Annotated in this window: 21 protein-coding genes; 11 read left to right on the top strand and 10 right to left on the bottom strand. The window is 66.5% G+C overall.

Going from position 1 to position 21,320, the window contains the following annotated elements:
* Positions 1–9 precede the first annotated feature (9 nt).
* On the bottom strand, positions 10–1,737 hold the full coding sequence (locus KVT32_RS19185) for an alpha/beta-hydrolase family protein (protein ID WP_217618711.1): 1,728 nt from the start codon (positions 1,735–1,737) through the stop codon (positions 10–12).
* 66 nt (positions 1,738–1,803) lie between these two features.
* Positions 1,804–2,463, bottom strand: a complete 660-nt coding sequence (locus KVT32_RS19180) for a glutathione S-transferase family protein (RefSeq protein ID WP_152382436.1) — start codon at positions 2,461–2,463, stop codon at positions 1,804–1,806.
* Between the two features lie 167 nt (positions 2,464–2,630).
* Here KVT32_RS19180 and KVT32_RS19175 point away from each other — a divergent pair, with 167 nt between their 5' ends.
* Positions 2,631–3,395, top strand: a complete 765-nt coding sequence (locus KVT32_RS19175) for a class II aldolase/adducin family protein (protein WP_056326159.1) — start codon at positions 2,631–2,633, stop codon at positions 3,393–3,395.
* A 6-nt stretch (positions 3,396–3,401) separates the two neighbouring features.
* Here KVT32_RS19175 and KVT32_RS19170 read toward each other — a convergent pair whose 3' ends face one another.
* Positions 3,402–4,190 carry a hypothetical protein gene (locus tag KVT32_RS19170; protein WP_193725321.1) on the bottom strand — a complete coding sequence of 263 codons (789 nt, stop codon included), beginning with the start codon at positions 4,188–4,190 and terminating at the stop codon, positions 3,402–3,404.
* Positions 4,191–4,355: 165 nt separating this feature from the next.
* Positions 4,356–4,817, bottom strand: a complete 462-nt coding sequence (locus KVT32_RS19165) for an SRPBCC family protein (RefSeq protein WP_175155204.1) — start codon at positions 4,815–4,817, stop codon at positions 4,356–4,358.
* Between the two features lie 264 nt (positions 4,818–5,081).
* On the opposite strand from KVT32_RS19165, the gene KVT32_RS19160 reads away from it, so the two are divergent.
* Positions 5,082–7,718 carry an excinuclease ABC subunit UvrA gene (locus KVT32_RS19160; RefSeq protein ID WP_152382434.1) on the top strand — a complete coding sequence of 879 codons (2,637 nt, stop codon included), beginning with the start codon at positions 5,082–5,084 and terminating at the stop codon, positions 7,716–7,718.
* Positions 7,719–7,754: 36 nt separating this feature from the next.
* On the opposite strand, the gene KVT32_RS19155 is transcribed toward KVT32_RS19160, so the two are convergent.
* A complete protein-coding gene (locus KVT32_RS19155; RefSeq protein ID WP_152382433.1) occupies positions 7,755–8,543 on the bottom strand; it encodes a hypothetical protein in 789 nt (262 codons plus the stop codon).
* Positions 8,544–8,699: 156 nt separating this feature from the next.
* On the opposite strand from KVT32_RS19155, the gene KVT32_RS19150 reads away from it, so the two are divergent.
* On the top strand, positions 8,700–9,749 hold the full coding sequence (locus tag KVT32_RS19150) for an NADP(H)-dependent aldo-keto reductase (RefSeq protein WP_152382432.1): 1,050 nt from the start codon (positions 8,700–8,702) through the stop codon (positions 9,747–9,749).
* 216 nt (positions 9,750–9,965) lie between these two features.
* Positions 9,966–10,445: a hypothetical protein gene (locus tag KVT32_RS19145; protein ID WP_217618710.1), complete on the top strand. Its 480-nt coding sequence runs from the start codon at positions 9,966–9,968 to the stop codon at positions 10,443–10,445.
* Here KVT32_RS19145 and KVT32_RS19140 read toward each other — a convergent pair.
* Positions 10,430–11,251 (bottom strand): metallophosphoesterase, encoded by an 822-nt coding sequence (locus KVT32_RS19140; protein ID WP_217618709.1) that lies wholly within the window; start codon positions 11,249–11,251, stop codon positions 10,430–10,432. The two genes, KVT32_RS19145 and KVT32_RS19140, sit on opposite strands and share 16 nt — an antisense overlap.
* A gap of 131 nt (positions 11,252–11,382) precedes the next feature.
* On the opposite strand from KVT32_RS19140, the gene KVT32_RS19135 reads away from it, so the two are divergent.
* Positions 11,383–11,787, top strand: coding sequence for a lysozyme inhibitor LprI family protein (locus KVT32_RS19135; RefSeq protein ID WP_056326179.1), 405 nt, complete (start codon positions 11,383–11,385; stop codon positions 11,785–11,787).
* Between the two features lie 155 nt (positions 11,788–11,942).
* Complete coding sequence (locus KVT32_RS19130; protein WP_254636942.1) at positions 11,943–12,503, top strand: DNA-3-methyladenine glycosylase I; 561 nt, start codon at positions 11,943–11,945, stop codon at positions 12,501–12,503.
* Between the two features lie 59 nt (positions 12,504–12,562).
* Here KVT32_RS19130 and KVT32_RS19125 read toward each other — a convergent pair whose 3' ends face one another.
* Positions 12,563–13,258: a pentapeptide repeat-containing protein gene (locus KVT32_RS19125; RefSeq protein ID WP_152382426.1), complete on the bottom strand. Its 696-nt coding sequence runs from the start codon at positions 13,256–13,258 to the stop codon at positions 12,563–12,565.
* Between the two features lie 5 nt (positions 13,259–13,263).
* On the bottom strand, positions 13,264–13,713 hold the full coding sequence (gene gvpU, locus KVT32_RS19120; RefSeq protein WP_180097963.1) for a gas vesicle accessory protein GvpU: 450 nt from the start codon (positions 13,711–13,713) through the stop codon (positions 13,264–13,266).
* Positions 13,714–13,884: 171 nt separating this feature from the next.
* Between gvpU and KVT32_RS19115 the strand changes: the two genes are divergently transcribed.
* Positions 13,885–14,256, top strand: a complete 372-nt coding sequence (locus tag KVT32_RS19115; protein ID WP_152382425.1) for a hypothetical protein — start codon at positions 13,885–13,887, stop codon at positions 14,254–14,256.
* A gap of 51 nt (positions 14,257–14,307) precedes the next feature.
* On the opposite strand, the gene KVT32_RS19110 is transcribed toward KVT32_RS19115, so the two are convergent.
* Positions 14,308–15,651 (bottom strand): ParB/Srx family N-terminal domain-containing protein, encoded by a 1,344-nt coding sequence (locus tag KVT32_RS19110; RefSeq protein ID WP_217618707.1) that lies wholly within the window; start codon positions 15,649–15,651, stop codon positions 14,308–14,310.
* 187 nt (positions 15,652–15,838) lie between these two features.
* Here KVT32_RS19110 and KVT32_RS19105 point away from each other — a divergent pair, with 187 nt between their 5' ends.
* Positions 15,839–16,507, top strand: a complete 669-nt coding sequence (locus KVT32_RS19105) for an ankyrin repeat domain-containing protein (protein ID WP_152382423.1) — start codon at positions 15,839–15,841, stop codon at positions 16,505–16,507.
* A 56-nt stretch (positions 16,508–16,563) separates the two neighbouring features.
* Here the strand turns inward: KVT32_RS19105 and KVT32_RS19100 are convergent, their stop codons facing one another.
* Positions 16,564–17,670, bottom strand: coding sequence for a porin (locus KVT32_RS19100; RefSeq protein WP_152382422.1), 1,107 nt, complete (start codon positions 17,668–17,670; stop codon positions 16,564–16,566).
* A 254-nt stretch (positions 17,671–17,924) separates the two neighbouring features.
* On the opposite strand from KVT32_RS19100, the gene KVT32_RS19095 reads away from it, so the two are divergent.
* The 3 genes from KVT32_RS19095 (at position 17,925) to KVT32_RS19085 (ending at position 21,250) form a co-directional block, all read left to right on the top strand.
* Positions 17,925–18,578 (top strand): NUDIX domain-containing protein, encoded by a 654-nt coding sequence (locus tag KVT32_RS19095; protein ID WP_056326188.1) that lies wholly within the window; start codon positions 17,925–17,927, stop codon positions 18,576–18,578.
* A 101-nt stretch (positions 18,579–18,679) separates the two neighbouring features.
* The gene (prs, locus tag KVT32_RS19090) at positions 18,680–19,528 is read left to right on the top strand and encodes a ribose-phosphate diphosphokinase (RefSeq protein ID WP_152382421.1); all 849 of its coding nucleotides are present in this window, start codon (positions 18,680–18,682) and stop codon (positions 19,526–19,528) included.
* Positions 19,529–19,549: 21 nt separating this feature from the next.
* Positions 19,550–21,250: a nicotinate phosphoribosyltransferase gene (locus KVT32_RS19085; RefSeq protein WP_217618706.1), complete on the top strand. Its 1,701-nt coding sequence runs from the start codon at positions 19,550–19,552 to the stop codon at positions 21,248–21,250.
* Positions 21,251–21,320: the final 70 nt, after the last annotated feature.

The raw sequence follows: 21,320 nt of genomic DNA, 5'->3' as shown, positions 1-21,320 counted from the left end.
CTGCCGCGCCTAGCCTCCGCGTCCCTCGTAGGCGCCTTCGTCGCCGTCTTCGTCTTCCATTGCCGCCTGCGCGCGCTCCAGCAGATAGGCCTTCAGGCCTTCGAGTGCGTCGGGCGTCCAGCCGGACACGCCGGTCACCGCGACCCAGGCGTCGACATAATGCTGCGGCGCGTAGACGTGGCCATACCCCATCGGCGTCGCGGTGCCCACCGCCATGTCCAGCGCAAGCTGCAGCATGGTCACCACGGGATACCAGCGCAGTTCCGGCGACACGTCCGGGCCCATCGGCGCGTTCATCCACGCGGGCGGACGATACAGGTCGCGATAGTCGAAGAACGTGACCGGGTCGCTCGCGTATTGCAGGTAGACGACGCGCATCGGCCCCCACGGCGCGTCGGCCGGCACCGGCGAACCGTTCTGGTTCATGAAGCGCACGAAGGCGCCATCGCGCAGTTCGGGCAGCCAGGCGGGCGAGCCGGGATTGCGGGCATCGGTAATGGTGCGCCAGACGCGGCTTTCAAAGGGCGGGCCGCTCCAGAGCGCGCCCTGGATCGGGTCGCCGATCATCTCGAACAGTTCGGCCGACCCCGCGGAATTCTTCGCGCCCAGGCTCAGGCCGTGCAGGTACAGCCGCGGCCGCCGGTCCTTGGGCAGCGTGGTCCAGTAGCCATACACCGCCTGGAACAGGGCGCGCGCGGCTTCCGCGCCATATTCGGGTTGCGCCAGCAGCGACAGCGGGCTGGACAGGTACGAATACTGCATGGCCACGCTGGCCACGTCGCCGTTCAGCAGGTATTCCAGCGAGTCCGCGGCCGCGGGGTCGACCCACCCCGTGCCCGTGGGCGTGATCACGACCAGCACCGAGCGGTCAAAGGCGCCCACCCGCTTCATCTCGTCCAGCGCGAGCTGCGCGCGCGCCTGTGGGATTGCCGCGCCGCGCAGGCCGACGTAGACGCGAATGGGCTCCAGCGCCATGCGTCCCGACTGCGTCTGGATTTCACTGGCGGTGGGGCCGGAGGCGATGTATTCGCGGCCGGCGCGGCCCAGTTCGTTCCAGCGGATCAACGAGGCGGGGCCGCCCGTCTTCAGGTCCGCGGTGGGCTGCGGGCGTTCGGGCTCGAGCAGCGCGTCGAACTCGCGGAACGAGGCGTCCAGCACGTGCAGCGCGCCGCGGAAGAATACGTCGGTCGCCAGCAGCCAGAAGATCAGGATGGCGATGAGCGCGCCCGTCACGTTGGCCACGCGCCGCGGCACGACGCGCCGCACCTGCCGGGAAAGATAGCGGGCGATCAGCTTGAACAGCCGCGCCAGCGCCAGCAGCACGGCAAAGGTGGCCAGGGCGATCAGGCTGACCTTGATGGGATGGGCGCTGGTCACGGGGTCCATCTGCATGAGGGCGCGGATGGTGTTTTGCCATTCGGCGGCGCGGCCCAGAAAGAGGATCGCCACCGCCACGCACAAGAGGCCGATGACGGCATTGATGACCCACGCGGCGCGGCCGCGGGGCGAGGGCAGTTCCAGGTAGGTCCACAGCCAATGCCACAGCACGCCCAGGCCATACCCGGCCGCAAGGCAGGCGCCCGCCAGGACGCCCTGGGTGACGTGCGTTCGGGGAATGAGGGTGGGCGTCAGTGCCGCGGCGAAGAACAGCGTGCCGAGCATGAGGCCGACGCCGGAGAGGGATTCCAGGTGCGACCGGAAGAAGGAAGGCAGGTGTCGATGCAAGGTCTGCTGCACGGTGCGTCCTCATCGGGGAGGGAATGGCGGGGATTCTCGCATGTTGCCGCGGGGGGCGCGGCGTTTTCAGTCGCGGTCGGGCGCGCCCAGCGGAAACAGCGGCCGGTACGGCCGGGCTTCATCGACCGCCCGCGCGAAAGACGGCCGCGCCAGCAGCCGGGCGCGGTAGGCCCGCAGGTGCGGATAGGCATCGGCGATCGGATGCGTCCAATCGGCGTAGAAGAGCGCGGGCGCCGCCGCGCAGTCCGCCAGGGTGAAGTCGTTGCCCGCAGCCCACGTGCGCGTGGCCAGGAGCGCGTCGATCCAGGCGTACGCCGGTTCCAGCTTCTGCGCGGTCAGCGCCAGCGCCTCGTCGCGCTTGGCGGCGTCGCCGGTCAGCGCGCCGTTGACCGCGTGCTGCATCCAGAACATGACGTGCAGGTCGAAGTAGCGGTCCAGAAAGCGCACGTCCAGCGCGGCCATCGGGTCGTCGGGAATCAGCCGGACAGGCCCGGGGTGGGCGAGCTGCAGGTATTCGATGATGATGCTGGATTCGGCGATGTTGCGGCCGCCGTCCACCAGCAGCGGAAACTTGCGCAGCGGCCAGCGCTGCAGCCAGTCGGCGCCATGCTGGGGCGAGTCCGGCCCGATGCCGCGAAATTCGAAGGGCGTCGCGTTTTCGTACAGCGCGACGAGCACCTTCTGGGTGTACGAGGAAAAGGGATGACCGTAAAGTGCAGGCAGCATGCTCGAAGTCTCCTGGGTCGTGGCGCACAGGTTAATGGGTCCGGGGCTGTTTCACCAGACGGACGCGTGTCCGGCGCCCCGCTGCGCGTTGCGCGCGAAAAGGAATACAGTGCATGACGGATCCCGGGGCAGTGGCCTCGGGCAGACACCAACAATACGGAGACAGGATGGATACGGCAGGCAAGCAGGGCGCCAGCGTGCGCGAACAGGTCGGCGAAACGGAATGGCAGGTCCGCAAGGATCTGGCGGCGCTGTACCGGCTGGTGGCGCTTTTTGGGTGGGACGATCTGATCTTCACGCACATCACGGCCAAGGTGCCGGGCACGGAGCATTTCCTCATCAATCCCTACGGCATGATGTTCGACGAAATCACCGCGTCCAGCCTGGTCAAGATCGACCTGCACGGCAACAAGGTGATGGAGTCCGAATACGACATCAACCCCGCGGGCTTCACCATCCATAGCTGTATCCATGCGGCCCGCAAGGACGCGATGTGCGTGCTGCACACGCATTCGATCAACGGGGTGGCCGTGTCGGCGCAGAAGGCCGGCCTGTTGCCGCTGTCGCAATTCGCGTTCATCGTGCTGCGCTCGCTCAGCTATCACGACTACGAGGGTCTGGCGCTCAACCCCGACGAGCAGCCGCGCCTGGTGCGCGACCTGGGCGCCAACAACTACCTCATCCTGCGCAATCACGGCCTCTTGACCGTCGGCCAGAGCATGGCGGAAGCCTTCCAGGCCATGCACCGCCTGGAAGCGGCCTGCATGGTGCAGGTGCGCGCGCAGGCGGGCGGCGAACTGACCCACATTCCGGCCGACATCCTGGCGCGCGCGGCGGTGGAATCGCCCGCCGACCGCGCCCGCAAGGCCCAACTTGCGTGGCCGGGCCTGCTGCGCCGGTTGGACCGGCGCAATCCGGGGTATGCCGAGTAAGCGCGACTATTTTTTCGCGGTCGGGTCGGCGGACAGGAATTCCGTGCAGTCAGGCAGCGGCTTGGACGGCTCGTAGGACGATGTGCCCGGTTGCCACGCGTAGGTCACGGTGTAGCTGCACTGGCTGTCGGTCTGCGGCGCAAGCTGGGCCTGGGTCAGCGCGGGGCGCGTGCTGGAGTCCTCGTAGCGGCTGGCGCCCGCCGGCGAGCGCGTCGCCTGCGTCTTGACCTGCAGATCGGGCAGTTCCTTGCCCGGCACGGCCTTCAGCGACGCCTTGAATGCGTAGATGTCGCTGCACTGGCCGGCCCGCTTTTGCGGGTCGGCCTCGGTGAAGCACGCGCGGATCGACGCGTCGGCCGTGTACGGCATGACGAGCACCAGGCTGGCGCCGGTCTGTTCGCCCAGGTTGACGTCGTACAGATACAGGTCGCGGCGCGAGAAGCCGCCGCCCGAGAACGGCGTGGACGCCTCGAAGTCCGGCTCGGCCGGACCGATCACGCCCACCAGCGCCCGTTCTTCACTCAGCCGGATCAGTTCCGGCCACACGGTGAAATCCTTGAAGTCCGGGATCTCGGGCGAATCCCAGAACCGGTAGTCGGCGCGCAGGGTCCTGCTGGTGGCAAAGGGACCGTTTTCGCCGAACGCGCCATCGGTCTTGATGCCCACGCACCAGTCGGTCTGGGCGTTGCAGTACAGCTTGTTGTCCGCGTTGAGCTTCAAGGGCTCGGTATCGGGGGCGGCCATTGCCGCGGCGGGCAGGGCGGTGCAAAGCAGCAGGGCAAGCACTTTTGACACGATTCTTCCTTCTGGTGGGATGCGCGCGGGGCCGTATGTTACGGCCCCGCGCCACGCCCTCCGGGGGCGCGCCACATTTTGTAGGCAGTCGCACCGTTACGCGCGACCTGATGGTGTCAAAACATGAACAAACGTATCGGAGTGGACGCCGCCGCTGCGGCGGCGTCAGTCGCGCACGGGGCCGTCGGGCACATCGGACTCGACCAGCTGCGCCAGTTGCAGCAGCGACTCCTGCCAGCCCAGGTAGCACATCTCGGTCGGGATGACCTCAGGTATGCCTTCCTGCACGATGACCAGTTCCGTGCCGCACGACACTTGCCGCAGGGTGACGGTGGTGGTCATCTCGCCTGGCAGGTTGGGATCGTTGAAACGGTCCGTGTAGCGGATCTTCTCGCCCGGAACCAGCTCCAGATATTCACCGCCGAACGGCTCTTCATGGCCGGTGGCAAAGTTGTGGAAGGCCATCCTGTGGCGGCCGCCCACGCGCGCGTCCAGTTCCTGGACCGAGCAGGTGTAGCCATAGGGCGGAAGCCACTTGGCTATCGCATCGGGCTCGATGAAGGCGCGATAGACGCGTTCGGGGGTGGTGCGCAGGACGCGAAGGTGTCGTACGGTTCCGGTAGTCATGGTGTAATCCGCCTTGAAGTGAGGGTGGGTGCATGACTACGACGAACCGCCAACACCCGGATCGACAAGCAATTTGCTGGGGATTTCCCTAGGTCGCGATGGGCTTTCCCATCAGGCCGGCGAACCACGCCCCTGTCAGGCCAGCACCAGCTTCCTGCCCAGATTGAAGGCATCCTGCAGGCCGGTGTTCAAGGGATGGCGGCCGCCAGCAAGTTCCAGGTCGATCACGCCCAGCTCGATCTTCGGTCTATTACTATTTGGACCATGAGCCAGCGCAAGACACCTTCGAAGCCGGGCCCCGATGCCTGCATCCGCGTGCGAGGCGCGCGGGAACACAATCTGAAGAACGTCGACGTCAGCATCCCGCGCGACGCGCTCGTCGTGTTCGCCGGCGTGTCCGGGTCGGGCAAATCCTCGCTCGCGTTCGGCACCCTGTATGCCGAAGCGCAGCGCCGCTACCTGGAATCGCTGTCGCCATACGCCCGCCGCCTGATCGATCAGGTGGGCGTGCCCGACGTCGACGCCATCGACGGCCTGCCGCCCGCGGTGGCATTGCAGCAGCAGCGCGGCACGCCCAACGTGCGCTCCACGGTGGGCAGCGTGACGACCCTGTCTAGCATGCTGCGCATGCTGTACTCGCGTGCCGGCACGTATCCCGCGCGCCAGCCCATGCTGTACGCCGAGGACTTTTCGCCGAACACGCCGCAGGGTGCCTGCCCGCACTGCCACGGCCTGGGCTATGTGTACGACGTGACCGAGGCGTCCATGGTGCCGGACCCGTCGCTGTCCATTCGCGAGCGGGCCATTGCCTCGTGGCCGCCCGCCTGGCACGGGCAGAACCTGCGCGACATCCTGGTGACGCTGGGCTACGACGTGGACAAGCCGTGGCGCGACCTGCCCAAGAAGGATCGCGACTGGATCCTGTACACCGACGAGCAGCCGACCGTGCCCGTCTACGCCGGCTTCACGCCCGCCGAGACGCGCGCCGCGCTGCGCCGCAAGGCCGAGCCCAGCTACATGGGTACCTACACCGGCGCGCGCCGGTACGTCATGCACACGTTCGCCACCACGCAAAGCGTCATGATGAAAAAGCGCGTGGCCCGCTTCATGACCGGCGCGCCCTGCCCGGAATGCGGCGGCCGGCGTCTGAAACGCGAGGCGTTGTCCGTGACCTTTGCGGGCCTGGACATCGGCAGCCTGTCGCAACTGCCGCTGGCCCGCATCGCCGAGATCCTGACGCCCGCCGCCGAAGGCCGCTTCGACGACGCGGCCGGGAAAGCCGGCACGACCCGCAGCAAGGCTGCCGGGGTGCGCGCCAACGCGCGCCGCGTGGCGGCGGGCGGGCTGTCGCATGCGGGCAGCAGCGACGTGCGCCGCACGCCGGACGCATCGCCCGAGAAACGCATTGCCGCGCAGCGCATCGCGCACGACCTGGTCGAGCGCATCGGCACGCTGCAGGCGCTGGGCCTGGGCTATCTGGCGATGGACCGGTCCACGCCGACGCTGTCGCCCGGCGAATTGCAGCGCTTGCGCCTGGCCACGCAGATCCGCTCCAACCTCTTTGGCGTGGTGTACGTGCTGGACGAGCCCTCGGCGGGCCTGCACCCCGCGGATGGCCAGGCGCTGCACCGCGCGCTGGACCAGCTCAAGGCGGGCGGCAACACGCTCTTCGTCGTGGAGCACGACCTGGATACGCTGCGCCGCGCCGATTGGCTGGTGGACGTGGGGCCCGGCGCGGGCCAGCATGGCGGACAGGTGCTGTACAGCGGTCCGCCAGACGGCCTGCGCAAGGTCAAGGAATCGGTCACGGCCAAGTATCTGTTCGATGCCCGGCCCGCCAGCCGGCGCACGCCGCGCGAGCCCACCGGGTGGCTTGAGCTGCGCGGCATCCACCGCAACAACCTGCATGGCGTGGACGCGCGCTTTCCGCTGGGGGCGTTCACGGCGGTGACGGGTGTGTCCGGGTCAGGCAAATCCAGTCTGGTCAGCCAGGCGCTGGTCGAACTGGTGGGCGAACATCTGGGCCAGGAGCTGCCCGCCGAGGAATCCGACAGCGACCTGCCGCAGCCCGGCAACCTGCCGCGCACGACGGGCCGCATCCATGCCGGCGCGCAAGCCATCAAGCGGCTGGTCAATGTGGACCAGAAGCCCATCGGCCGCACGCCGCGGTCCAACCTCGCCACGTATACCGGCCTCTTTGACCACGTGCGCAAGCTGTTTGCCGGCACCAAGGCCGCCCGGTCGCGGCGTTACGGCGCCGGCCGCTTTTCCTTCAACGTCGCGCAAGGGCGCTGCGAGACCTGCGAGGGCGAAGGCTTCGTCCACGTCGAATTGCTGTTCATGCCCAGCGTGTATGCGCCGTGCCCCACGTGCCACGGCAGCCGCTACAACGCCAAGACGCTCGAAGTCGAATGGAATGGCCGCAACATCGCGCAGGTGCTGGACATGACCGTGGACGAGGCGCGCGCGTTCTTCAAGGACGAGGCCGTCGTGTCGCGTCCCCTGACGCTGCTCTCTGAAATCGGACTGGGCTATTTGCGCCTGGGCCAGCCCGCCACGGAACTGTCCGGCGGCGAGGCGCAGCGCATCAAGCTGGCGACCGAGCTGCAGCGCAGCCAGCGCGGCAACACGCTGTACGTCCTGGACGAGCCCACCACGGGCCTGCACGCGGCGGATGTGGACAAACTGATGACGCAATTGCACGGCCTGGTCGACGCCGGCAACACCGTGGTCGTGGTGGAACACGACCTGCGCGTGGTGGCGGGCAGCGACTGGATGCTGGACGTCGGACCCGGCGCCGGCGAGGCAGGCGGCGCGATCGTGGCAGCCGGCACGCCGCAGGCGGTCAGCCGCGGCAACGCCGGCGTCACGGCGCAGTTTCTGCGGCCTTTCTTTGATTGAGGAAACATGGCGGTCATCGACCGGCCCTGAACGCGGCTAGGGCTGCTGCCGCATTTCGTCGGCCAGCGTGTCCCGCATGCGCTCCATGCTTTCCTGGCCGACCTCGATCAAGCCGCCGATCGGTTGGTCGATGTCCAGGATGAAGGTCAGCACCAGGGCGATCAGCGCGGCAAACATGCCGGTCGACACGGGCCGCCGCCGTCCGTACAGGCCAGTGCCGTAGGCGATGTAGGCCATCGAACCGGCGGCCACGATGAAGAGCAGGTAGTACACCGGCTCCGGCACGTGGTTTTCCAGCGCAACGCGCCGCTTTTCGTTGATCTGCGCCATCTCGTTGATGGCCTGGATGAACATGATGGTGGAGATGGTCGGCGGGTTCTCCGCCCGGGCCGCGACCGCCGCCCGGATCTGGCGTTCGATGCGGCGCGCGGTGGCGTTGGCGGCGGCAAAGCGCGGCGAATCCTGATCGGCCAGGTGGTAGTCCAGCGATGCCGAGGCGTATTCATGCAGCATCTTGGCCACCGCAGGCCGGTGTTCGGCGGGAATGAGCTGCGATCGCCAATAGGCGTTGCCGATGGCGTTGGCCTCTTCCAGCACCAGGTTCTTGCGCGTCTCGAAGCGCGTGACCGACATGGCGAACGTAAACCCCAGCAGCAAAGCCAACAGGCCCAGCAGCGCGGTCTGCAGCGCGGTGATGTGCGTCTTGGCGGCCTCATCGGCCGGCTTGCGCAGCCGGCGGCCGAGCCGGTAGGCAAGCTCGATGACGGCCAGGAAAATGATGAGCACGACGAAAAAGATGATGACTTCGTCAACTTCCCGCAGCATGCCGTCTCCCCCCGGTTTGGATGTGCGCATCAGCGTAAGCCGATTGCGCGGCGGCGGCAATCGGGCGTGGCCCTGACGCCCCGCCCGTCAGCGAAATGCCAACATCTTGGAGTAAGGTGTCGCTTCCCAACTTGAAGACCCCGCACGGAGCAGAACTTGAAATACCGCAAACTCGGCCGTACCGACCTGGACGTCAGCCTGATCGGGCTGGGCACCATGACCTGGGGCGAGCAGAACACCGAAGCTGACGCGCATCAGCAACTGGACTACGCGCTGGAGCGCGGCGTCAACCTGGTCGACGTGGCCGAAATGTACCCGGTGCCGCCCAAGCCCGAAACGCAGGGCCTGACCGAAACCTACATCGGCACGTGGCTGGCCAAGACGGGCCGCCGCAACGACATCGTGCTGGCCAGCAAGGTCGCCGGCCCCGTGCGCGACCCCAAGCGTCCCGGCCACATCCGCGACGGCAAGACCTTCCTGGACCGCAAGAACCTGACCGCGGCGCTGGACGCCAGCTTGAAGCGGCTGCAGACGGACTACCTGGACCTGTATCAGCTCCACTGGCCCGACCGCACCACGGCCACGTTCGGCCAGCTGAACTACCCGTGGGTCGAAGACGAGCACACCGTGCCGATCGAGGAAACCCTGTCGGTGCTGCAGGACTTCGTGCGCGCCGGCAAGGTGCGCCACGTGGGCGTGTCCAACGAAACGCCGTGGGGCGTCAGCCAGTTCCTGCGCCACGCCGAAAACCAGAACCTGCCGCGCATCGCCTCGATCCAGAACGCCTACAGCCTGCTGAACCGCGTGTTTGAGATCGGCCTGTCGGAATTCACTCACCACGAAGGCGTGGGCCTGCTTGCGTATTCGCCGCTGGCGATGGGCATGCTCTGCGGCAAGTACCTGGACGGCGCAAAGCCGGCCGGCGCCCGCCTGACGGTCTTCTCGCGCTTCACCCGCTACAGCAACCCCCAGGCCGAAGCCGCCACGCGCGAATACGTGGAACTGGCCCGCGCACACGGCATCTCGCCGACGCACCTGGCGCTCGCCTGGGTCAACCAGCGCCCCTTCGTCACCAGCAACCTGATCGGCGCGACGTCGCTGGAACAGCTCAAGGAAAACATCGACAGCGTCGACGTGACCTTGCCGGCAGACGTGCTGGACGCGATCAACCAGATCCACGCGCGGCATCCGAATCCGGCGCCTTGAGACGAGCAAGGTGTGAAGGGCAGAAAGAATTCAATGCCCTGATCGGACGCTATTGATCTCCGTAGTGGTCTACGTGCAAAAGCTCACTTGCGAAAGCGGTGGGCTTTTTGCTTTGCATGAAGGGATGCCAATGCGTCAGGCCATTTTCGTGTTTATCTGATTCAAGCCGCTTTCTTCGGCGCTCAAACTCCGGTGCATCAGCAATTGCCAGGAGCCATGATGACAGGGCGCCCGATCATTCGTGTTGGCGACAAGACCACCCATGGCGGCACGGTGATGGAGGGGTTTTCGTCCTACATCCAGATTGGCTGCGCCACGGTGGCAGGATTGCTTTGCGCGCTGACGCTGTTTTGGTATTTCTGCCGACCGGTCGTGGTTATTCACTATTCGGCTGCGGGAGGTTCCCCGATCGGCTATGTCTACGATACCGACGTGTACCTCGCTAGAAGAACGCTACACCCCGGTGAGTCGGCGATGTATTACACCGATTGGCATCACGCTTCCGACTACTGGACCTCGGTCAGCTTGCCAGCGGAAAGCGGGGATCATGTGGAAGTAAACGGCCCGTTCAGCCGAGTGGATGTGTACGTGGGTCCGGATGCGAAGGTGCAACGAACCGCCATTCGACATGGATTTTTCGCGCGCTTCACGTCGCCAAGTGAGCCCTGCAAGGTTGCCGATCACGGCCGGCGATAGGCCGGCACTTCCCACAACTTCCCCGGCGCGAAGCCCTCCTGTTCCCCCTTCTTTGCATACCCCAGCGGATTCGCAATCACCCGGCAGCCGTCCTTCATGTAGTCCTGCGGACAGTGCAGATGTCCGTGTATCCACACGTCAGCCAGCGGCAGCAACCCGTCCAGCGCGTTGCAGAATCCCGCTGTCCCCGGCGTGACCCCGTAGCGCGGATCGGCGCTGGCTAGCGTGGGTGCAAAGTGCGTGATCGCTACCGTCGTGCCGTCGAAGGGCACGCGCAACGCGGCGTCCAGCCATTGTTGGCAGGCCAGGCCCTGCTCGCGCATCTGTTCGGCCATGAAGGGTGCGCCGTGGCGGCGCATTTCGGCCTTTTCCAGATAGAAGTCCGCGGCCCGGAAAGCCTTGGCGCGTTTTTTCAGGACTTCCCCCAGCGCGTCGTCCGGCGCGGCAAGCGCGTCGAAGTCCGTCCACAGCGTCGTGCCCACGAACCGAACGCCGCCGATCACCGTGGTCTCCCGTTCCAGCCATTGGATGCCCAGGGTCTCGCACAGGTCGCGCAGGCGCTCATGCGTCTCGTCGAAATCCACGTTGTCGTATTCGTGGTTGCCCGGCACGAAGAGAACAGGCGTGGGCCAGCCGTGGCGGGGCGAATAGTCGCCCAGGCCGAAATCGTCCCGCTCCAGCCGTGAGCCCTGGCGATACGAACCGATGTCGCCGGCCAGCACCAGCAGGTCGGCCCCGGGCGAAGGTTGTGCCACGAAGGTGGGATCGGTTTCAAGATGCAAATCGGAAAGCAATTGGATCTTCATGGGCCCTATCTTAGGCGACGAGCGGACGCGCTGCGCCGGACCGGCATCCGTGCGACACTTTCCCCCAAGCATTTGCCGACCCCACGGCAATCACCCAAACCCACCACCCACCGGATACAGGAGGAAATCCCATGCGTATCGTGTTTGCCGCCGCAGCGCTCCTGCTTGCAGCGGGGGCGCAGGCCCAAGTGCTCAAGTGTGACCAGGCCTCGACCCAGACCGACATGAACCTGTGCGCGGACCAGGCCTATCGCAAGTCCGACGCCGACTTGAACGCCGCGTACAAGGAAGTGACCGAGCGTCTGAAAGACAGCAAGGCTGCCTTGACGCAATTGCAGGCCGCGCAGAAGGCGTGGCTGTTCTTTCGCGATGCCGAATGCGCGTTTTCGTCAGCAGGCGTTACGGGCGGCAGCGCGTATCCGATGGTGCTGAGCCAGTGCCTGGATAAGCTCACGCAGGCCCGCACCAAGGAACTGCGCGCGTACCTCGCGTGCGAGGAAGGCGACACCAGCTGCCCGGTGCCCCGCAAGCCATGAGCGCCGCCAGGCGGGCTGGCGGGGATCAGCGCAAGCCGGCCGCCGGCAGCCCGGACGCCGCTAGCTCAGACGCCGATAGCCCGGACGCCGGCAGCCCCGACTCTGGCCTGAGCGTCGACGAGCACGGCGTGCCGCGCTGCTTCTGGCAGCCGTCCATGCCGGACTATCACGATCATGAATGGGGCCGGCCCGTGGCGGACGACCGGCGGCTGTTCGAAAAGATCTGCCTGGAAGGCTTTCAGGCCGGCATGGCGTGGATCACCATCCTGCGCAAGCGCGAGGCGTTTCGCGAGGCGTTCGACGATTTCGACATGGAACGCGTGGCGCGCTATACCGAGCGCGACGTGGAGCGCCTGATGGGCAATGCCTCCATCGTGCGCAACCGCGCCAAGATCGTGTCGGCCATCAACAACGCGCAGCGCGCGCGCGAACTGGCCGATGAAACCGGGTCGCTCGCCGGCTGGCTATGGTCGCACGAGCCGCCGCCGCAGGCGCGTCCGGCGGCCGTGGACCGGCACTACTGGGACAACAATCCCACCTCCAAGGCGTCGATCGAACTCTCGCGCGCGTTGAAGCGGCGCGGCTGGACGTTCGTCGGGCCAACCACCATCCACGCCTTCATGCAGGCCGTCGGGATGGTAAACGAGCACATGAGCGGCTGCGTCTGCCACGGGCAGATCGAGGCGGCTCGGGCGCGCTTCCGGCGCCCCGGCTGAATCAACGCGCCGCAACGCCGGCCCGCGCCCGCGCAAGCGCGCGGAGCACCGCAAAGGCGTCAGACCACGCTGATCCGCAGTTCAGCCAGCAGCGCCGCCGCCTGGGTCTTGGAGATGGTGGCGCCCGCCAGCCGCGCGGCGGCCGACAGGTCCAGACCGCCCAGATCGGCCTCGCGCAGGTCCGCGCCTTCGAAGTGCACGTTTTTCAGGGTGGCGTTGCGCAGGCTGCCGCCGTGAAAGACCGTCTCGCGGAAATCGCTGCCCGATAGGTCCGCGTCCGAGAAATCGAGCTGAAGCAGGTTGCACTTGCGAAACGACACGCCGCGCAGCAGGGCGCCGACCAGCCGGCATTCCTCGAGCGACCACCCCAGGCACGCGATGCCATCGAAATCCGAACCTGTCAGCTTGCATGCTCGCAAGCGCGCGCTGGCCAGCCGCGCACGGCGCCAGTTGGCATTGTTCAGGTCGCAGTTCTGGAAGGAGGCCTCGCTGGCGTCGGCCGAGGCGAAATTGGCCGACCCGCCCCGGCAGCGCAGCCATTGCGTGTCGGTCAGGTCTGCACCTTGGAACGAGGCGCCGGCGATCGCGCAGCCGCTGAATTGAAAGCCGCGCAGATCCAGGCGCGAAAAGTCCGCCTCCTGGAAGTCGCAATCGACGAATGACAGCGGGACGCCCGGGGCAGCCTCGATCAGGGCCAGCATCGCCTTGCGGTCGATATCCTGGCCCTCGATCGGTGGCGGTACGGTTTGCGTCATGCGGATCAGGCCGACGCGTCGGACTGCATGCGGCCCAGGATGAATCCGTCCACGGCGCTGGTGCGGCCGCGCCACAGGGTCGGCTGTCCCGCAATGGGCGTGCCGTCAGCGGTGAAGAACAGCGCGTCGGCCAGGTGGATGTAGTTGGGCAGCGGGTCGACGGGCTGCGGCAGGCGGAACACATCGCCCAGTTCGGCCAGCGAAGCGTGCACGGTCTGGCGCGTGTCATCGTCCATCGACGCCAGCGAGCCCGAAAAGCTGGCGGCGAAGGTGTCGAAGTACTCGGCGCCCGAAACGATCGAGCCGGACACCAGCATGCCGCCCATCTGCAAGGTCACGCCAATGCTCTCGATCTGGCTGCCGTTGTTGACCAGGTTGACCAGGAACTGCAGGAAGGCGTCCGCGGTGGGTGCGGCGGCAGCAGGCTGACTGGCGGCGGAGGGGTCGATGCTCATGAGAGGGATCTCTGAAAGGTTTGCAAGAGGCACAAGATACTCGAAGGACGCTGAAAATGGTCGCGCGGCAATCCCGCGAGAAGCGGGCCGATCGGGCGCCTGACCGGGCCTTCCGGCGGCGCGGGTGGGGAGTATGTTGGCACCCTGACCGCCATTCCCTTTGGAGCCTCCATGAGCAGCGTGAATTTCCTGGGTATCAATGCCGGCGCCGGCCAACCCGCGTCCGCCCGCACCGCCAACGCCACTGCCGGCGAGGGCTTTCGCGCGGCGTTCGCCGACGCCACCGAGCGCAACCGTTCGGCCATGGGCCGTGGCGTCTCGGGCGCCGCGCAATCCGCGCCGTCGCAGGCCGAGCAGGAGTTCATGGACTACGCCGCGATGTCGATCGAGGACAAGATGTTCTACGCGGCCTTGGCAAGCCTGGGCATTTCCAAGGAAGAGTACGACGCCATGTCGGCCGCCGAACGCCTGGAAGTCGCCCAGAAGGTGTCCCTGGCAATGCAGCAGCTAGCCAAGGCCGAAAATACGAAGGAAGTGCTCTGAGGTCCTGACGGCCCAATGCGAAAAGGCCCGCTTGTGCGGGCCTTTTTCACATCACCATCCCCAGCAGGTGCCCGACGCCGGCTTGCCGCAGGTGCGGTAATTCACCGCGAACCACAGCTTGCCCGCGCCGCGCGGCGTGCCGTCTGACGTCTTGACGTCGTTGCGCGGCAGTTCTTCCAAGGTGTCGCGCGCGGTCTTGGTGGGCGAGCCGCTGGCCGCGTTGGGTGCCAGCACGATGCGGCCCAGGCTGGCGGCATCGCGGTCCTCGAACACGATATCCGTGTCGTTCAACGCGCTCATCTTCAAGGAGGCATCGCGCACGGCGGCGGCGTAGCTGTCGCTGGCGCCGGTCGGCAGGATGTCCTTGTTCAGCGTGCTGACCGCCAGGATCTCGGCGGGCGTGGCCGGCGCCTGCATCTTGTACTGATCCAACCCGGGCAGTTGGCCCGCCGCGGCCTGCCGGCGCAGCCAGTCGCCCCACAGGAATTCCGCGAACTCGGGCAGGTTGCCGTTGCTGTAGGCGATGTCGCGGGTGAAGTACACCAGCGAGCGATAGCGGTCTTCCTGCATGCCGCCGGGTTCCTGCGCATGGGACAGCCCCAGGCGCGTGGGCAGCTGGTCGACGGTGATGGGCTGATTCTGCCCGTCGCGCAGCCACGCTCGGCGCTCGTCCACCAGGCGTTGCCAGAAGGCGGACGCGGTCGTCAGATCGCTGTAGTTGGCGTCGACCTTCACCCACACCGGCAGCTTGGGGCCGCCGTCAAAGATCTCGCGCAGGGACGAGAACGTGTGGTGGCCGTCGGTCAGGTACAGATTGCCGTCCCAGCCCACCACCACCGTCTTCAGGTTGGCGGTGTGGGTGCCCGGCGCGTCCAGGCAGGCGAACGTGTCGGGCTGGTCCAGGCGGGCGGCGCGGGCTTCGGCGATGCTCTGGAACTTCTGCGCGCGCTCGGCGCCGCCCACGTCTTCGCAGTAATCGTCGAACTTCTTGCCGACCGTGCGGTTCAGGTAATCCAGCTGCAGCACCGGATCGGCCGCCCAGGTGGCGCGGTCGAAGTCGCCCTGCCAGCGGCCCAGCTTGTAATAGATCTGGTCATAGCCGATCGCGGCCTGCGTGGGGTGCAGTTCCTCGATGCGGACCTGGATCACGTCGCCCGGCTTGGTCTGCAGGTAGGCCGTATTGCGCGGGGGCGTTTCAGGTTGCGGTTCCGGAGCGGGCGTCTGCGGCGGCGCCGGGGTTTCGGCGACAGGCGGCTGGACGGCGTCATCGTCATCGTCGCCGCCGCCATTGCAGGCGGCCAGGACCAGCGGCAGCAACGCCAGGGACAGGGCGCGGGCAAGGCGCGTTCGCGGACGGAATACGGGCGAGAACTCGGAAGGGGAACGAGAAGGCATGACAGTTCGTGGGAGGCTGCGATCAGTAAGGGAGGCCGATCATGCCGGACGCGTGTTTCCTGCGCATTGCACGTCACCATGAATCTGACCGAGCATAGCTTGCGCGGCGCGCAGCAGGGAGATAATGGCAGCGCGCCCGGCGCGGGACCGTGGCGCGATACCGGAAAACCCAGGGAGGCTGCCGGCAATGGCTTACATCAACTTCTGGCGCGTCTGCTTCGCGCTGACGCTCAGCGCAATCGGCTTCGGTGCGGCGGCGGACGACCGGGGCGCGCAACTGCTGGAGGCGTCCGGCAAGGGCGACACGGCGCGGGTGCGCCAATTGCTGGCCGCAGGCGCGCCGCTCGAGGCGCGGGACGGGCAGGGCAACACGCCGCTCCTGCGCGCCACACAAGGCAACCACGCAGCGGCCGCGGCGGCGCTGATCCAGGCTGGCGCGGACGTGAACGCCAAGAACGGCATGCAGGACAGCGCCTATCTATTGGCGGGCGCGCAGGGGTATCGCGAGATTCTGGAACTGACGCTGACGCACGGCGCGGATCTGAAAAGCACCAACCGCTACGGCGGCACGGCGCTGATACCTGCTTGCGAGCGGGGTCATGTCGAGGTCGTCAAGCGTCTGCTTCAGGCTGGGGTGGATCCGAACCATGTCAACCGGTTGGGTTGGACCGGGCTGCTGGAAGCCATCATTCTGAGCGATGGCGGACCGCGTCATCAGGCCATCGTGGGGCTGCTGATCGAAGGGGGCGCGGACGTGAATCTGCCGGACAAGGACGGCCGCACGCCGTTGCAGCACGCCCGCCAGCGCGGGCAGACAGAGATCGTCCAGATGCTGGAGCGCGCCCGGGCGCGGTAGCGGCCCGGGCGGCGGGGTGGGCCGGCGCCGCGCAGGCGGACCGGCCCGGCACACGCTTAGAACTGGTGGCGGATGCCCACGCCGGCGGCGGTGCTCTTGACGCCGTCGATGAACGCGTAATCCGTGCCGTACGAACCGTAGGCGTACAGGTTGGTGCGCTTGGACAGGTCGTAGGTGTAGCCCACGCTGTAGACGTTCATGTTGGCGTCGCCGCCCGTCAGCTTGTCGTTGGACGGGGCCACGTGCTGCCACGACGTGAAAAGGCTGCCGGCCGCGCTGAGGGGGAACGTTGCGCCCAGCATGTAGGAATTGGCCTTGAAACCGTCCACGAAGCGGTTGATGCCGAATTCATCGCTGAAGGGCGTGCCGGCCGGCAGGTCCTGGCCAACGAACCAGCCGTCGGTAGTGCGGCCGTAAGCGGCGGCCAGCTTGACCACTTCCAGGTCGTACGACGCGCCGATGGCGTACTGGCGCGGCGTGGCGCCGTTGTCGATGGAACCGCGGTTGGAACCGTTCAGCTGGTCATACGTCAGCGTCACGTTCAGCGGACCTTGCACGTAGCGCAGGCCGGTCGTGATGCCGCGGGTGTTGTCGGCGGTCTTGAAGCCGGTCTGGTCCGTCGTCGTGTCGTCCACGCTGAACGAGTAGCCCACGGCGAATTCAAAGCCGTTCACCGACGGGGTGCGGTACATGACCATGTTGTCCCAGCGCATGGTGTTGGCCGCGCTGAACCCCAGGCCCAGGTTGGACTGGGTGTAGCTGGTGTAGAAGGGATCGATGTCGGCCAGGTAGTTGGAGCCGACCGTGGCCTGGCGGCCGAATTCGAGCGAGCCCCAGGCGTCGTTGGCCAGGCCGATGGTGGCTTGGCGGCCGAACAGGCGGCCCGACTGGCCGCGGCTGCCGTTGGCGGAGTCAAAGCCGCTTTCCAGCTTGAAGACGGCACGCAGGCCGTCGCCCAGATCTTCGGATCCGCGCAGGCCCCAGCGGGAGCCGGCCTGGATGCCGTTGATCATGCCGACTTTGGAACCACTGTAGCCATCGCCCTTGATCTTGTTGTAGCCGAGGCCGGTGTCGATGACACCATAGAGGGTGACTGACGGTTCTGCCTGGGCAACGCCTGCGAAAGAGGCCAGCATTGCCGCGGCGAGCAGCGTCTTTTTCATCCGGAAAACTCCTGTGTTGCAGTTGAAGAAAAAGCAAAAGGAACACGGCGCCAAGCATCAACCCGGCGGTGTTCCTCGGGGCATAGTGTAGAACAATGCGTTAATTGTCGTTATCCGCCGTCAATTTTTGCCAAAATTCGAAGTTGTTCTAGTGGCGCACGCGCCCGAAACCTGCGCAGGCGGATCGGGGCCGGATTGACCTGGATCCGTCATAGTGGCATCTTGCCCAAAACCCGAATCTTGGAACCCTCGTCTTGGAATTTCCCCAGCCGCTCGTCACCGTCGACGCCGTCCTTCTCACCCTGCGCGAATCCGGCCTGGAAGTCGCGCTGCACCAGCGCGACCGCGAGCCCTTCCAGGGCGCGATGGCGCTGCCTGGCGGCGTGGTGCACGCCGACGAGGACGCGTCCACCGAAGACAGCATCCGGCGCGTGTTGCGGGAAAAGACCGGTTTCGAGCCGCGCTACCTTGAGCAGCTGCAGGTGTTTTCGGGCATGGATCGCGACCCCCGGCAGTGGTCGCTGTCGGTGGCCTACGTGGCCCTGGTGCCCGCCGCCGAACTGGCCGCCGCCACGCGCGCCGAGTTCCGCTTTGTCAGCGTCGACGCGCTGCCGCCGCTGGCGTTCGATCACGCCGCCATCGTCCGGGCGGCCGTGGATCGCCTGCGCAGCAAGTCCACCTATTCCACGCTGCCGTTCTTTCTTTTGCCCGAGCGCTTCACGCTGACGCAGCTGCAGCACACCTACGAGGCGATCCTGCAGACCCGGCTCGAGAAGTCCAATTTCCGCCGCAAGATGGAAGCGTGGGGCGCGCTGGAGGCCACCGACGAACAGGTCGGCGGCGCGCAGCGGCCGGCGCGCCTGTACCGGCTGAAGGATTTCACGTTTTTCGACCGCAGCGTCGGATGAGGCGTGAGCGCGTCCAATCAAATGCAAAGATAGTTGCACAACGACAATAAGTAGGCTTATACTGGCGTCACTTAGTTTTGAAATGCCACTAAGGGACGATCATGTTCACCATCACTGCGGTCATTGAAGGACAACGCCTGACCGATACGCCGGCAGCGTTCCGGTTTCCGGGCGGCGAAATGCAGGTCACCATTCCGGCAGGGTTGCGCGAGCAGGCGGACGCCGCCCGCGAATTTCGCATCCATGCCTTGTTGAAGTCGGCCGACGACGTGATGCAGTTGTTGCTGTTGACCGATGCCCTGCGCCGCCTGAACCCCGCCGTGCCGGTGCACCTGGACATGCCCTACGTGCCGTACGCCCGCCAGGACCGCGTGTGCAATCCGGGCGAGGCGCTGGGCGCCGCGGTGTTCTGCAAGCTGATCAACGACCAGCAGTACGCCACCGTCACCATCGTCGAACCCCACAGCGACGTCACGCCCGCGCTGCTCGCGCGGGTTCGGATCGTCGATGCCGCCGCCTTCCTGAAAAAGGCGCTGGCCGCCCCGGCCTTTGCGCAGGGTGTCACGCTGATGGCGCCGGACGCCGGCGCCCGCAAGCGGGTGCAGGCGCTGGCCAAGGCGCTGGGCGTGGCGGATGTGCGCTACGCGGAAAAGGTCCGCGATCCGCAGACCGGCCGCATTACTGAAACCCGCGTGCCCGACGATATCCCGGCCCAGCCGGTGCTGGTGGTCGACGACATCTGCGACGGCGGACGCACGTTCCTGGAACTGGCCGCCGCCCTGCGCGGCAAGACCCGCCAGCCGCTCTACCTGTATGTCACGCACGGCATCTTCAGCAAGGGTCTGACCGAACTGAAGGCCAACTACGCCGAGATTTTCACCGCCTACGACTGGACTCGCACCGAAGACGCCCCTGTGCCGGGCGCCGCCGCAGCCGTCCTGGTCAACTAAGTAGCCAAGAAGGAAAACGCCATGAATGCCCCCGACACCCTGGCCCCCGCGCTCAAGAACGGCCTGAATCCCTTTCTGCAGGCGGATTTCTACAAGACCGGCCACCCGTTCCAGTACCCCAAGGGCACCAACAAGATCCTTGCCAACTTCACGCCGCGTTCCGCGCGCCTGGCGCCGGTGCTGCCCGAACTGTTCGACGAGAAGATCGTCTGGTTCGGCCTGCAGGGCTTCATCAAGGAAATCCTGATCGGTCTTTTCAACCGCGAGTTCTTCGGCAAGCCGGCCGCGACGGCGGTGCGCCAGTACCAGCGCCGCGTGGACAACGCGCTGGGCAAGGGCGCGGTCACGGTCGACCACCTGCAGGCGCTGCACGACCTGGGCTACCTGCCGCTGGAAATCCGCTCGGTGCCCGAAGGCGCCCGCGTCGACATCCGCGTGCCGCCCGTCACCTTCATCAACACCCAGCCGGAATTCGCCTGGCTGGTGACCTACATCGAAACCCTGTTCAGCTGCGAATCCTGGAAGCCGTCCACGGTCGCCACCATCGCCTTCGAATACCGCAAGCTGCTGACCTACTTCGCGCAGCTGACCGGCAGCCCGATGGCGTTCGTGGACTGGCAGGGCCACGACTTCTCGATGCGCGGCATGGCCGGCCTGTACGACGCGCGCAAGTGCGGCGCGGGCCACCTGTTGTCCTTCACCGGCACCGACACGATCCCGGCCATCGATTACCTCGAAGACCTCTACCTCGCGGATTCGGATCGGGAACTCATCGGCGGCTCGGTGCCGGCGACCGAACACTCCGTGATGTGCCTGGGCAGCAAGGAAGGCGAGATCGAAACCATCCGCCGCCTGGTCAAGCAGGTCTATCCGGCGGGCATCGTGTCCGTGGTGTCGGACACCTGGGACTTCTGGCAGGTGGTCACGGATTTTGCGGCGGCGCTCAAGTCCGAGATCATGAGCCGCGAGCCGGATGCGCTGGGCAACGCCAAGGTCGTGTTCCGCCCGGACTCGGGCGATCCCGTGAAGATCCTGACTGGCTACTTCTGCACCGATGTGCCGGGCGTAGACGACCGCGCTGCCCTGCAAGCGGCGCAAGCCGCCGGCTTTGAGGCCGTGCGCGATGCGGCCACCGGCAACTACTGGCTGCTGGGTGAAGACGCCAGCGCGCGGCAAGCCCTGCGCGCCGCCGACGTGAAGGGCGCCGTGCAATGCCTGTGGGACACCTTTGGCGGGGTAGAGACCGAGCGCGGCTACAAGCTTCTGGATCCGCACGTCGGCCTGATCTACGGCGACTCCATCACGTTGACCCGGGCGCGCGACATCCTGGTGCGGCTGGAGCGCAAGGGCTTTGCCTCGGGCAACGTGGTGCTGGGCATCGGGTCATACACCTATCAGTACCTGACGCGCGACACCTTCGGCTGGGCGCTGAAGGCCACATACGCCGAAGTCAACGGCGAACCGCAGGAACTGGTCAAGGACCCGGTCACCGACTCCGGCGTGAAGAAGTCCGCCAAGGGACTGCTGCGCGTGGAAGAGACGCCAAGCGGCTACGTGCTGCACGATCAGCAGACGCCCGAGCAGGCGGCGGGCGGGGCGCTGGTGCCGGTGTTCCGCGACGGCGAGCTGCTGGTCGAACAAAGCTTGGCCCAGATCCGGGCGCGGCTGCAGGGATCGTGGGTGTGCCCCGATCCGGGCAGCATTCGCTGGCCGGCCTGCTGATGCCGCCGGCGTGAGCCGGCCGCCCAAGCGAAACGGCGCCCGAAAGGGCGCCGTTATTTTTACCGCATGA

Source organism: Achromobacter sp. GbtcB20 (assembly GCF_019091095.1).
In the GTDB taxonomy this organism is placed as follows: Bacteria; Pseudomonadota; Gammaproteobacteria; order Burkholderiales; family Burkholderiaceae_B; genus Achromobacter; species Achromobacter mucicolens.
The sequence above is the reverse complement of the archived record's forward strand: the minus strand, read 5'-3'. Positions and strand labels throughout refer to the sequence as shown.

Bases quoted from the DNA above. Each gene is read 5' to 3' on its own strand.
- KVT32_RS19140 (WP_217618709.1), bottom strand. From the start codon at position 11,251: ATGAAGATCCAATTGCTTTCCGATTTGCATCTTGAAACCGATCCCACC.
- KVT32_RS19100 (WP_152382422.1), bottom strand. From the start codon at position 17,670: ATGAAAAAGACGCTGCTCGCCGCGGCAATGCTGGCCTCTTTCGCAGGC.
- gvpU (WP_180097963.1), bottom strand. From the start codon at position 13,713: ATGAGCATCGACCCCTCCGCCGCCAGTCAGCCTGCTGCCGCCGCACCC.
- KVT32_RS19125 (WP_152382426.1), bottom strand. From the start codon at position 13,258: ATGACGCAAACCGTACCGCCACCGATCGAGGGCCAGGATATCGACCGC.
- KVT32_RS19160 (WP_152382434.1), top strand. From the start codon at position 5,082: ATGAGCCAGCGCAAGACACCTTCGAAGCCGGGCCCCGATGCCTGCATC.
- KVT32_RS19115 (WP_152382425.1), top strand. From the start codon at position 13,885: ATGAGCAGCGTGAATTTCCTGGGTATCAATGCCGGCGCCGGCCAACCC.
- KVT32_RS19175 (WP_056326159.1), top strand. From the start codon at position 2,631: ATGGATACGGCAGGCAAGCAGGGCGCCAGCGTGCGCGAACAGGTCGGC.
- KVT32_RS19085 (WP_217618706.1), top strand. From the start codon at position 19,550: ATGAATGCCCCCGACACCCTGGCCCCCGCGCTCAAGAACGGCCTGAAT.
- KVT32_RS19130 (WP_254636942.1), top strand. From the start codon at position 11,943: ATGCCGGACTATCACGATCATGAATGGGGCCGGCCCGTGGCGGACGAC.
- KVT32_RS19135 (WP_056326179.1), top strand. From the start codon at position 11,383: ATGCGTATCGTGTTTGCCGCCGCAGCGCTCCTGCTTGCAGCGGGGGCG.
- KVT32_RS19110 (WP_217618707.1), bottom strand. From the start codon at position 15,651: ATGCCTTCTCGTTCCCCTTCCGAGTTCTCGCCCGTATTCCGTCCGCGA.
- KVT32_RS19105 (WP_152382423.1), top strand. From the start codon at position 15,839: ATGGCTTACATCAACTTCTGGCGCGTCTGCTTCGCGCTGACGCTCAGC.
- prs (WP_152382421.1), top strand. From the start codon at position 18,680: ATGTTCACCATCACTGCGGTCATTGAAGGACAACGCCTGACCGATACG.
- KVT32_RS19180 (WP_152382436.1), bottom strand. From the start codon at position 2,463: ATGCTGCCTGCACTTTACGGTCATCCCTTTTCCTCGTACACCCAGAAG.
- KVT32_RS19165 (WP_175155204.1), bottom strand. From the start codon at position 4,817: ATGACTACCGGAACCGTACGACACCTTCGCGTCCTGCGCACCACCCCC.
- KVT32_RS19145 (WP_217618710.1), top strand. From the start codon at position 9,966: ATGATGACAGGGCGCCCGATCATTCGTGTTGGCGACAAGACCACCCAT.
- KVT32_RS19155 (WP_152382433.1), bottom strand. From the start codon at position 8,543: ATGCTGCGGGAAGTTGACGAAGTCATCATCTTTTTCGTCGTGCTCATC.